General features: G+C 71.2%; 10 protein-coding genes. All 10 read right to left on the bottom strand.

Going from position 1 to position 11,292, the window contains the following annotated elements; genetic code table 11:
- Positions 1-249: 249 nt before the first annotated feature.
- Positions 250-1,818, bottom strand: a complete 1,569-nt coding sequence (locus tag JNW87_RS12105; RefSeq protein ID WP_238453703.1) for a hypothetical protein — start codon at positions 1,816-1,818, stop codon at positions 250-252.
- Positions 1,819-2,684: 866 nt separating this feature from the next.
- The gene (locus JNW87_RS12100; protein ID WP_238453702.1) at positions 2,685-3,218 is read right to left on the bottom strand and encodes a hypothetical protein; all 534 of its coding nucleotides are present in this window, start codon (positions 3,216-3,218) and stop codon (positions 2,685-2,687) included.
- Between the two features lie 139 nt (positions 3,219-3,357).
- Positions 3,358-3,660: a hypothetical protein gene (locus tag JNW87_RS12095; protein ID WP_238453701.1), complete on the bottom strand. Its 303-nt coding sequence runs from the start codon at positions 3,658-3,660 to the stop codon at positions 3,358-3,360.
- A gap of 260 nt (positions 3,661-3,920) precedes the next feature.
- On the bottom strand, positions 3,921-4,805 hold the full coding sequence (locus JNW87_RS12090; protein ID WP_238453700.1) for a DUF4192 domain-containing protein: 885 nt from the start codon (positions 4,803-4,805) through the stop codon (positions 3,921-3,923).
- Positions 4,806-5,010: 205 nt separating this feature from the next.
- Positions 5,011-6,609 carry a VWA domain-containing protein gene (locus JNW87_RS12085; protein WP_238453699.1) on the bottom strand — a complete coding sequence of 533 codons (1,599 nt, stop codon included), beginning with the start codon at positions 6,607-6,609 and terminating at the stop codon, positions 5,011-5,013.
- Positions 6,610-6,634: 25 nt separating this feature from the next.
- Entirely contained in the window at positions 6,635-7,756 is a 1,122-nt protein-coding gene (locus JNW87_RS12080) for an AAA family ATPase (RefSeq protein WP_238453698.1), read from the bottom strand.
- Positions 7,757-8,004: 248 nt separating this feature from the next.
- A complete protein-coding gene (locus JNW87_RS12075) occupies positions 8,005-8,307 on the bottom strand; it encodes a hypothetical protein (RefSeq protein WP_238453697.1) in 303 nt (100 codons plus the stop codon).
- Positions 8,308-8,352: 45 nt separating this feature from the next.
- Complete coding sequence (locus JNW87_RS12070; protein ID WP_238453696.1) at positions 8,353-9,441, bottom strand: DUF4314 domain-containing protein; 1,089 nt, start codon at positions 9,439-9,441, stop codon at positions 8,353-8,355.
- Between the two features lie 92 nt (positions 9,442-9,533).
- Positions 9,534-10,646: a C40 family peptidase gene (locus JNW87_RS12065; protein ID WP_238453695.1), complete on the bottom strand. Its 1,113-nt coding sequence runs from the start codon at positions 10,644-10,646 to the stop codon at positions 9,534-9,536.
- Positions 10,643-11,188 carry a hypothetical protein gene (locus JNW87_RS12060; RefSeq protein ID WP_238453694.1) on the bottom strand — a complete coding sequence of 182 codons (546 nt, stop codon included), beginning with the start codon at positions 11,186-11,188 and terminating at the stop codon, positions 10,643-10,645. The genes JNW87_RS12065 and JNW87_RS12060 overlap by 4 nt, the downstream gene beginning before the upstream one ends.
- Positions 11,189-11,292: the final 104 nt, after the last annotated feature.

Raw genomic sequence — 11,292 nt, 5'->3', positions numbered from 1 at the left:
ACGCTCACCTGCCGTCAGTCCCACAACTCAGCATTTGATCCTCCTGGGTAAGCCCGCGCGGTGCACCCCTGCGTCTTGCCGAAGCCGCTAAATGGCGAGGCGCCCGGTCGCTTCAGGCGCGTCTCCGAGCGAACAACGCGGCGATACTGGCCACACTCGGTCTCCTCCACTCCGCGCTGAATTCGACTACGCCCTGAAGACCAATTGCTGCCGCAGCTTGCAAAGGCATGTCGCAGGCGCGGAAGATGCTTATTGGCATACCGGCAGCTGCAAACCGCCTCTGTCCTCCTTCCTGATCCAGGTCTCGTGTAGCAGGCCGGAGCGTCCGTCGGGCCAGCGAATGCCGTACCAGCGCTTGGACGAGCGCAACTCGGGGTTTGCGTCGTCGTCGGCGCTCTGGAGGTCGCCGTTGGTGATCTGATCGCCCTGGGTCTGGCAGACAGCGTTGATCCTGGCACCGGTGAGGAGGTATGTACCGCTGATCACGCAGTCGGCGCATCCCAAACGCGGCTTACTGGCCAGGTAGGCGGGCTCGTCCTCTCGGACGCGGGCACCGTCGGTGACACGGTTGTCCACGACCACCGTCCGGCCGTTCGCCGGAGGCTCCACAGGCGTTTTGTCGGTGGTAATCGCCACGACGAACAGCGCGGCGTAGGGGGCGGTCGATGGCTTCGGTACAAGTGTCACCAGAGCGTAGTGCCCGGACGGTGTCCAGATGCAGACACGGCTCTCTGTCGTCAGGACCTGCTGCGTCTCTGCCCAGTTCCCCGCCGTCCAACAGAGCCGGGGATCCAACGGGCCCTCCTGGGCGAGCCCCTTGCTCATACGTCTGCCGTTCACCGTCGCCAGCGTGTCGGCGGCGGCCAGCCTGATGTCGTAGCTGTTTGCCTGGCCCCATTGGGTGAGGTTGAACTGCTGGTCGCGTGCAAGCCTGAGGTAACGGCAGATGGTGGTGCCCGTGGGCAAACAGCTGCCTTCCGAAGGGGCCTGGGCGTTCGGTTCAGGGACCGGCGGGGAGGACTTCCCAGGCAACTCTCCTGTTAGCGACCAGACCAGCGCGGTGGTCGAAATCGCGGCGGCGCCCACCCCGACCCACCTCACCCAGGTGCGCGTTCGCCATGGACGCCAGATGGCCACGATGGCGGCGGCCAGCAGGGTGCAGAGCGCGACGCGAACCATGGAGGTGTTGATGAAGGGGAGTGCGAAGAGAAGTCCCATCAAGGGAACGATGACGGTGAGGATCTCCGTCACCGTTACCGGCTTGGAAGGGACTGGAGCGACGGTCGGCCCAGGAGCCGGGCTGGTTGGCGCCACGGCGATCGGAGTGACGGCGGGCGTCGCCCTCTGCTGTTGGATTTCCCAGTAGTCCTTGATGTCGCGGATTTCTCGGTATGGCCGCACCTGTCGGCTGATGGCAAAGGACCAGGGATCGCCGCCGCTGTAGGAACTCCAACCCCACTGCTCGGCTCGCAGAAGCGCCGCCAGCCGCGCCAGCAGGGGCGCCCTCTCCGCCTCGGTGGGAATGAGCTGCTGGCCAACCTGGTCGGCAGTCAGGTTAGGTGCCTCCAGGCCGTGGCTAGGACCCGCCGCGACAGGTTCGTGGGCGTACTCGATGTCGGCTGCCATCCGTACCGCAAGCCGGAACAATTCCAACTCCCGCTGGGCCCTGCCGGTGGCGAGGGCGCCGGCGACCGTCAGACCAATCGTCTGGTCCGGAGCGAACTGTGGCCTGTACGAGCTGACCCCGTAGAGGAGGCCAGACGGTATCGCCCGTAACACCTCGTCGGCGTATTTGATGCTATGACGGCGGTTGAGCACACGGTCAATCTCCTCGAAGCGTGGCCAGCGTCCGTGCTCTTCGAGGAAGGTCCAGATGGCGAGCAGCGTGCGGGCCTGCTCCGCGCTCTTCGGCCGAGGGGATCGTCACGCCGCCGATTGTCCTACGCCCGTGGTCCCAGAGCAGCCGGAGCTTCCGCGAACTGCAATCTGCGCACCAGAGCCGACCGTGACAGCGGAGGGCTCCGATGACGCATGCGGCTTAGGTCAAACGGCTCGCAGTGGCGGCGAGCGCCCCTGCTGCGGCGTCGCCACTTTTGGCCCGGAAGGCCAGAACCAGCGGGCGAACTGTGCCGCCGCAGCGACGGCCGGGACGATGACCCGCGCTCGGCCGCGCGAGCGGCGTGGGTCGGGCTGCCGCCTGGCAGGCGCGGTGGGATCCCGTGCCGGCGAGCACGGGTACGCCTCGCGGCTGCATCGCAGATACGGCGCGGCGGTGCGGCTGCGACATCAGGCGAACTGCCCTTCGGTTGCGAGGTTGGCTCGGGTGGCCGCCACCTCGCCCGGCAGAGGGAGTCCGCCGTCGGGTTCGCCGTGGTGGCGACCGCGATATGTGACGCTCGACTTTGCGGATAGATCAAGTCGTCGCGGCGACGTCCTGGCGGGTCTCACGCGGGTGCGTCGCACTGCAGGGGCACCGTGGTTGGCACTTGGCAGGCCGGTCGGTCAGCACGAGCTGGCCGATCGCTGATTCATCTCAAGTCAACGAGAACCTTGCGGACTCCAGATCTACCAATGCGCGTGATCTTGCGGAGCCCGCACCTACATTGGGGATATTGGGCCATGGTCACCGGGTCGGCGAGGCGGTGCAGCGCCGGCCCCCGGCTCGTGCAGGCAGGGGCCGACCCTCAGGTGTGGGTAGCGTCCTGGCCCTCTTGTACAAGTGGCTCGTCGGCGTCAAGTTCACCGCCGATGGCTTCGTAGCCTTCCTGCCCGTCCCACTCGATGTGGGTGGAGAGATCGGCCAGCGCGGCTTCGATGGTGTTCTCCGCGGTGGTGAAGGCGTCCTCGCGGGTGGTGGCGGTGAGGTCGATGAGCAGGGGCAGGGTGAGGCGGACCTGCCAGCGGCGGGGCAGTAGCGGCAGGTCGAGGACGTCCAGGAGCGTGTTCGCGACGTCGATGCTGACCTGTTCGGTGCAGACGGCGTCGACGAGCGCTTCCCGTAGCTGCCGATGAAACTGCTCCAGCGCATCGGGGTGCCGGGCGGTGTCCGACGTGGGCGGGGTGCTGGTGTGGGCGTGCCGCAGGTGGGACAGGACCTGTGTGGTGGTGTGGGTGAGCCAGCCCAGTGGCGCCTGCTGGCCGGGGTGGAAGGCCTCCCAGCTGGTGCGTAGGACGGCTTCGAGTGTCGGCTGGCTGGGTGAGTTTTCCGCGCTGGTCATCGGTGACGGTCTCCTCGTCGGGTCTCAGTGGGATGGATGTGCGGGCGCCGGGATGGGCGCGGGGCGTGGGAGTTGCCGGCGGGCAGGTCGGTGCCGGCAGAGGGTCGGTTTGTGCCGACGGTTGTCGGTGCCGCTGTGGTCAGTACGCCCGCGGGGCTGCGTCGTCGGACCGGTCAGCCAGCGGGGAGCCGTCGTCGGGACGGGCTAGCTGGACGAGGGCGTCGCACTCGCGGCGTAGGCGGGATGCGGCCGTGTCTCGCTGGGCGAGGGAGCAGGTGAGGGTGTCGGCGACGCGGTCGAGCCGCTGCCGCAGGGACAGGACCGTGTCGGCGCCTCCGCCGGCGGCGTGAACGTCGGCGAGCAGGTTCGCGGCGGCGGTCAGCACGGCGATCTGCGCATCGGCGGCAGCGATGGTGCATGCGGCCGAGATCAGCGCGCACAACTCGTCGGGATGCTACGCGCAGGTCTGGTCCAGCTCGTCCGCATCGAGGGCGTAACCCTCACGGCCGGTGAGTGGTCGCAGGACGTCGAGGTAGTCAGACACAGGTTTCCTTCCGAAGATGACGGTTGACGGGGGCGGCGCGCGGGATCACGGGGCGGTGGGGAAGCCCTGGTCGGGCCAGCCGTCGAGCACGGACGGCGGAAGCCCTTCGCGGAGCGCCTGGTCGATGAGCTGGGCGAGGGAGTAGGTGGGATTGGCCGCTAGGGCTCGGTCGACGCGACGGAGGCCAAGGCTCCGGCGCCGGTGCGCCAGGCGGCGAAGGCGAGCAGGCTGGCGGGTGGGGCGGCGAGGTCGGGGTGGGCGCGGCGGGTGATGTCGCTCCACAGCGCGACATGCCAGGACTGCGAGTCGGTGGCCCGCCACGCGGCGTCGCGGATCGCGGTGATCGGTAGCAGCACGGTGAGCCAGGCCAGTTCGTCGTCGGTGAGCACCTGGTCGGCGGCGTAGCGGGCGAACGTGGCCCGGACTATGCCCTCGCCCGCGCGGATCAGCGTGTCCCGGCGACCCTCGGCAGAGAGGGCGCGGCGGCGTGCGCGGGCCTTGTAGGTGGCGCGGGTGACGGCGTGGCGGGCCGGGCCGTCGATGGGGGCGATGCTGGCGACGAGCGCCTGCCGGTCGGGCAGGGTGCTGCAACCGGCGACGATGGCGTGCAGGGTGAGGTTGCTGCGGTCGGGGTCGAAGGGCACCCCGTCGATGGGGCAGCAGGTGGGTTCCTGGCAGAGGTAGGAGTAGTAGCGGCGGTCGGTGACCCGCAGCGCGTCGAACACGTCGAAGCCGGCGTCACGCAGCCGGGGCGTGACGGTGTCGACGACCGGGGTGACCCGGCTGGTGGGGCCGTAGCCGATGACGATCGCGGTGGTCACGTCGGCGTGGCCGAGCATGCGCAGCTGCTGGGGCATCAGCTCGTCGGCCCAGTCGACCGCCTCGGCGGGGTCGGGTAGGTCGGTGCGGCTGGCGACGGCGACGCGGGTGCCGGCGAGACCGACGAGGACCAAGCTGTCGGTGGGGTGGAAGCCGAGCAGATAGGGCACGGCGACGATCAGGTCAGCCGGTGAGGTGACCGGTAGGCGGTGCTTGTCGCTCACGATGTCTCCCAGATCTGGGGATGGAAGGCCCGGGCACGGCCGTGCGGCCGTGCCCGGGGTGCGCGGTCGCGCGGGTAGCCGGGCAAGCGGCTGGAGGCGGTACTGGGGAAGGACCGAGCGGTGTCGGTCAAGAGGCACGCGGTCGCTCCGCGGCGTCTGGCGTCGCCGGGGGCCCGTCCGGCTAGGGCCGGTCAGCTGGCTGTTGTCAGGCCTGCTCGAGGGCGGTGACGGCGGCGCCGGCGATGTGGTCGATGGCCTGCACCGGGTCGGCGACCAGGACGGTGGTGGTGTCGGTGAAGGTGTGCCCGTCCAGGTCGGCGGGGCGTAGCCACAACACGGCGCATCCGGCGCGGTGCAGGGCGCTGACGAGCCGCTGCGCCGCCGGGATGTCGTCGAGGTCGCCGTCGGAGACCACCGCGAGCATCCGCAGCCTGCCGGGTTGACGCAGGTGCAGCAGCTCGTCGGCGAGTTTGACGGCGTCGATGAAGGTGCTGCTGCCGCCGAAGGTGTGCATGTCCTGCACCTGGGTGGGACGTTGCCGGGGCGGCACGAGCAGGGTGACGTCGCTGCCGAACGCGATGGTGGCGGTGACGGCGTCGCTGCTGCGGGCGGCGTGGGCGAGGATCCACCCGGCCGACGACATCGGCGCCGCGTACGGGTGCATCGAGTACGACACGTCGACGATGACGGCCAGGTGCAGGGTTGGCTTCGGCGGCGGCAGCGTGGCCCGCTGCTGCCAGGGTGTGGCGGTGGGGATGGTGCCGGCGGCGCGCTGCGCCTGGGCGGTGATGGCGTGGCGGGTGCGGAGCCTGCCGGGTGGGATGAGGGCGGGCCGGGTGTCGGGTTCGGGCTGGTGGGTGCGGGCGCGGCGCAGCCGGGCGGCGAGGTGGCGGGCGGCGGCGTGTTCGGCGTCGGTGGGGTCGCGTCGGCTCCACGTCGCCGGGGCTGAGAACCGGGCGCTGATCTGCCGAGCCCGGTACTCGGCGGGGGTGAGCCCGGCGGCATGGGCTAGGTAGTCGGTCAACGCTTGGGCGAGGCGGCCGGCGAACACGCCCGGATCCGGTGTGGGCGGCTGGGACTGTTGCCAGGGGTCGATGCCGAGGATCCGGCACCACCGCCACGCCAGGTCGATCATCTGCTCGGCGTCGGTGTCATCGGTGCTGTGGGCCTGTCGCCACACCTCGCGTAGCTGGAGCAGTCGCCTGCGGCCGAGAATCGCGGTGACGGCGGCGCGGACACCCTTGATGTCCTTGGCGGTGACGATCCGGGCGTCGACCCGCGCGAGGAGCAGCCCGGCGAGGTGTCCGGCATGCCACGGATCGTCGACGGGGGCGTCGTCGGGGCTGATCAGGGTGGTGACGGTGTGGCGCAGCCACCGCCGGTCCCCGCGCCGGCGGCTGCGCTGCCGGTGCTCGATGCGGGACTCCTCGAGCAGCTCGGCCACGGCGGCGACAACCGGCGGGGTGCCGGGCGGGGTGCGCCAATGGCTGTGCGAGGCGTGGGCCGCTTCATGCACGAGCAGCCCGTAGGCGGTGGGAACCAGCTTCTTGTGCCCGGCGCGACGCGGGTTGGCGACGTCGGGGGTGCCGATGTGGGTGGCGTCGACTTCGATGCGGCGCTCGTCGGGGTAGAAGCAGGCGGGGGCGCCGCCGCCAGCGCCAAGGGCGACCGTGACGGTCAGGTCGTCGCGGCCGGTCAGGACCGGGATGTGCCCGGTCCAGGCATCGCTCCAGCCCTGCCAGTCCGGGCCGACAGCGGTAGTTGTGGCCGTGCCGGCCTGAAGGTGGGTGCGGGGATGAGGCATGACTGTTCTTCTCCTCTGCGTGGTCTCAGCGCTGCTTGCCGAGAGTCAGCGCGGTGATGTCGGTGCCGAACTGCTGCTGCAGGGCGGCGATCACCTCGGGCCGGTCCTCCTCGGGGGCGCGGCCGGCGAGGTTCGCGATCGCCGCGGGTAGGCCGAGGGTTTTGCGGACGCGGGCGAACCCGAGCAGTTCGCGTAGCTGCGGCGCCCACGACACCCGCCCCGCGGCCAGGTCGGCATTCAGCGCGATGGCCGCGGTGACGGCGGGTGCGGGGACGCCGAGGTGGCGGGCGAGGTCCCAGTCGGTGGTGACCTCGATGTGCACGTCGAACCGGGACGCGAGGGCCTCGGTCAAGATCGCCCCGTGGACGCCGGGGTTGTGGCCGGCGACGACGTAGAACCCGTCGACGGCCTCGACGCGTTCGTTGCGGTAGCCGGGGATGGTGATGACCCGGCGGCCGTCCATGGCCGGGTACAGCACGGCGAGGACCTTCGGCGGGATGAGGGTGGCGTCGTCGATGAGCAGCGCCCTGCCTTCCCGCATCGCGGTCACGAGGGGTCCGTAGACGAACTCGTAGCCGCCGTCGGGGAGGGGGATGAAGTTGCCGAGGAAGTCCTCCACGACGGTGTCGCCGGTCCCGGCGACGGTGAGCAGGTCGGGAAAGGCGGCTTCGACGAGGGCGGTCTTGCCGGTGCCGGGTGGGCCGTAGAGCAGCACGGGGATGCGCTTGTCTCGCAGCCGTTGCAGGACGTCGACGTCGGTGGCGCCGGCGAGCTTGCGCGGGAAGTACAGGTCGCCGTTCGGGCGGGCGACCGGCTGCCGCCGCCCCGACCTGCCGCCGCCGCTGCTGGGGGTGCGCGGGGCGGGTGGTGGGAGGGTGCCGGCGGCGTCGATGCCGGCCTGGGTGATCTGGAAGCGGTGCGGGCCGGTGTAGTGGGTGGCGTATCCGGCGGCGGCCATCTTCTTCAAGGCTTCGAAGACGGCGCCGGAGGACCGGGCGGTGATCGCAGTCGTGACCTCGCCGACCTTCAACCATTGGTTGGGCTGGCTGGCCAGGTAGGCGGCGACCTGCCGGTAGAGGTAGCCGGGCCGGCGGTCACCAGCGGAGGCGGTGCCGTTGGTGGGGACGTGCGGGGTGTCAGGGTCCATGCGGGTCTCCTGCTGGTAGGGCCCCGCGCACCCGTCTCCGGATGCGCGGGCGGTGATCTGTCCGCGCGGCGGAGACGGGCTGCACCGGGCAACCCCAGCAGGGGAGCCAGCGCACCCGTGACGTGCCAGTGCCGGTCAGCCCGCTAGGGCTGCCGGGGTGGAGCGGGGTCGCCGCCGGTTTCGGCGACGACGATGAACGCACCGGATCCCGCATCGATCAAGTCGAATCGGGTCGGGCGCGCAGGGTGTTAGCGGCGGCGGAGGGTGACTTCGGTGGTCGGGCGGCGGGAGATCTGCACGGTCAGGCCGAACACGCTGCCGTCGGACAGTTCCAGCCACACCCCCCGGTCGAGGGTGAGGACCCCGGCGTCGCGGTAGGTGCGCGCCGAGGTGATGTGTACCGGTTGCCCGTCGGCGTCGGTCAGCTGCGGCAGGTCGGCGTCGTCGCAGAGCTGGTCCAGTTCGTCGCTGGTGAGCAGGTGCCGCACCAGGGCTTGCAGGATCTCCTCGTGGGCGTGCTCGCCGAGCTCGTCGTCATTGTCATCGCGCATGGTCGTGCTCCGGTCAGGGTCGTGAGCGTGGGCATGGGGGGCGGGTCAGGATTCGGCAGGTGGTGCTGGATTGACCGGGTCGGGGATGTCGCCGGCGATGCGGTGGCAGTCGTAGGGGTGCACCGCGATCCAGGTCCAGGCGCGGCCCATGACGGTGTACTCGCCGTTCGGGTCGGGGGCGATGTGCTCGACTGCGTCCGGGTCGCCGTGCACCCGGGTCTCGTCGACGTCGATGACGTCGCCGTCGAAACGCATCCGGGCCATTGACTCGTCCACCAGGCGGTCCAGCTGTACGCCGGTGACACCCCGGGCGGCGAGGTGTTGCCGGTAGCGGTCGCGGGCGGCCTGCTGCTCGGCGACGATCGCTTCCGCGACCTGCCGGGTGCAGGTGAACACCGCCCACCCGTTCCACGTGTCGACCAGGGTCCCGACGAACCCCACCGGCACCCGCATGTCACCGTCGCTGTTTGGTGTCCACGCCCAGTCGCCGGCGAAGACCCCCGGCCCGCCGAGCCGCACCTCGTCCGGGTGCAGGTGGCTCAGATCGCGGTCGTCACCGGTCGGGCTCAAGGTGACCCGGCACTGTCGGGCCACCTCGTCGGTAACCGCGGCATCGAAGCCCTCGCACCATGCCCACCGGGTTCGGTCGCAGCGGGCTGCGGTCAGGTCCTCCCACGCGGGCGCCCCTTCGGGTGCGGCCTCGGTGTAGCGGGCCCGGTCGTCGGCGAGCGCGTATCGGTCGCCGGCGGGAAGCCCGTCGAGGACTTCGGGGTCACCGTCATCGAGTGCGGTACAGATCCGCCGGGCGGTCGCGGCGACGTTTCCGCCGGCCCGGCCGCCGAGGACTTCCTGCGCCCACCACTGCGCTGCTTCCTTCCCGGCAGTGGCACCCACGGTGCGCAGCGCGTCGAGCACTCGCTGCCAGCCGGTGTCCGCCGCGCCATGGGAGGTGTGGCGGATGCGGTCGCCGGCGTCGAGGACCATCGCCAGCCGGGACCCGCTGTCCCAGTCGACGGTGACGATCCGCTGGTCCGGGTCGTAGCCGCGCACGGTGCCCTCGTCGCCGGGACGCAGCAGCGTGTGCGGGTCGTTGGTGTGCTCGAGCGCGATCCGCTCGCCGGCCTGGTAGGTCACGTGAAACCTCCATCAACTGTGCGGGAATCTCCGGCCGATCTGAGCCGGGGGGTGACAAGGGGGTTGTCCGGCCTGAGGACCGCGGTCGGGGTTCAGGCGACGATGCGGCGTACGGCGGCGAGCTGGCGGCTCCAGGCCGCCAGTCGGCTGATCTTGACGACGTCGCCGGTGTGCGGTGCCTGGATCAGGAGGCCTTGGCCGAGGTACATGCCGACGTGGCCAGGCCGGCTAGCGCTCCCGCGGCTGCCGGGGATGAACACAAGGTCCCCGGGCCGCAGGTCGCCGTAGTCAGTGACCGGGGTTCCGGCGTGGATCTGCTCGCCGGTGGTGCGCGGCATGGGGATGCCGGCAGCGCGGTAGGCCTGCTGCATCAGGGAGGAGCAGTCGCACTGCCGGGCGGGGATGCCGGAGTGGGGTGCGGTGCAGTCCCCGCCGAAGGTGTACGGGGAGTCGAGCTGCGCCAGAGCCCAGCCGATCGCGGTGACCACCGGCGGCGGCGTGCCCGGCGGCAAGCTGAACCCGGGTGGTAGTGCCACTTGCTCGCCGCCGAACTGGCCGTCGCCGCCGTCGACCACGCACAGCGGGTTGCTCATCGCCTGCTCCAGATCGCCCGCGACCGGCCCGGCGGCGGTTCCGCCAGCGAGGACGCGGACCAGGGCGATGGCGTCGTCTTCCCACTTGGCGTAGGCGCCGGGGAAGGCGGAGCGCTGCACCGCTTGGGCGGCGTCGGTGAGCGGCATGGCCTGCCAGCCGTCTACGCCGAGCAGCGCGCTGTAGAACTTCCCCGCGGTGTAGCGGGGATCCTGCAGCTGCGCGGGGCTGCCCCAGCCCTGGGAGGGGCGTTGCTGGAACAACCCGACGGAGTCGCGGTCCCCGCCGGGCAGGTTCCGCAGCGTGGATTCCTGCATGGCGGTGGCCAGGGCGATCACCCAGCCCCGGGGCGGGACACCGAGTTCGGCGCCGACGGCGACGATCGTCGTGGCGTTGGCGACCTGCTCGCCGTCCCAGCCGGCGCCGGGGAATCCGCCGGCCGGCGGCATCAGGTTCAGGGTGGGCAGCAGCGGCGCCCGGTCGGGGCCGACCGCGCTGTAGCAGGCGGCGGAGGCGGTGCCGCCGCCGGTGAACAGCGCCCCGATTCCACCGGCACACAGCACGAGGAGGGCGACCACCCCGGCGCCGATGGCGCCTAGGGCGCGGGCGCTCACCGGGGTGCCCCGATCGGTGAGGGCAGGGGGCAGCGCTGGGAGCCGGACGGCTCGTCCGTGTCGGCGGCTCCCGCTTCGATGTAGCTGTGGGGATGTGGGGTGGCGCAGGTCTCGAGGCGGTACCGGGCAACGGGCTCGCCGTCGTCGGTGTGCACGGTGACGGTCGCGGTCGCGGGGTCGATGAGGTAGATCCACGCCGCGTCGAGGTGCGCGGCCTGGCACAGCGGGAACACGCTGACCGGCTCCGGCGGGTCGACGGTGCCTGCGGTGGTGGTGGCGAGGGTCATGCCGACGCCGGGGACCGGGCGCTGCCCGGCGAACCGGGAGGTGGTGTCGGCGGTGATGGCGTCGTCGAGGTATTCCCAGTCGTGCGCGAGGACGGCCGCCGTGAGGGCTCGGGTGTCGTGGTGGGCGCGGCCGGCCCAGATCCGGGCGAGGGTGGGCACGACGGCGGCGGGGTGGCCGTCGAAGAGCACGAACCGGGCGTGCACAAGGTGCGGATTGGCGGGGTTGCTGGTGCCGACGTAGCAGCGGGTGCTCACGTGTTACTCCTTCGATGGGGTCGGTCGCGGCGCGCGCAAGTGGCTCGGCGTGACGGGACGTGGGCCGGCCTGGAACCGGCGGCGGGGGTGGCAGGGCAATGACG

Origin of the sequence: Micromonospora sp. ATA51, assembly GCF_016802855.1 — a bacterium.
GTDB lineage: Bacteria > Actinomycetota > Actinomycetes > Mycobacteriales > Micromonosporaceae > Micromonospora > Micromonospora sicca.
Note: the sequence above shows the minus strand (reverse complement) of the source record. Positions and strands in the feature narration are given on the sequence as shown.

Coding starts and splice junctions, on each gene's coding strand:
- JNW87_RS12100 (WP_238453702.1), bottom strand. CDS start 3,218: ATGACCAGCGCGGAAAACTCACCCAGCCAGCCGACACTCGAAGCCGTC.
- JNW87_RS12085 (WP_238453699.1), bottom strand. CDS start 6,609: ATGCCTCATCCCCGCACCCACCTTCAGGCCGGCACGGCCACAACTACC.
- JNW87_RS12080 (WP_238453698.1), bottom strand. CDS start 7,756: ATGGACCCTGACACCCCGCACGTCCCCACCAACGGCACCGCCTCCGCT.
- JNW87_RS12075 (WP_238453697.1), bottom strand. CDS start 8,307: ATGCGCGATGACAATGACGACGAGCTCGGCGAGCACGCCCACGAGGAG.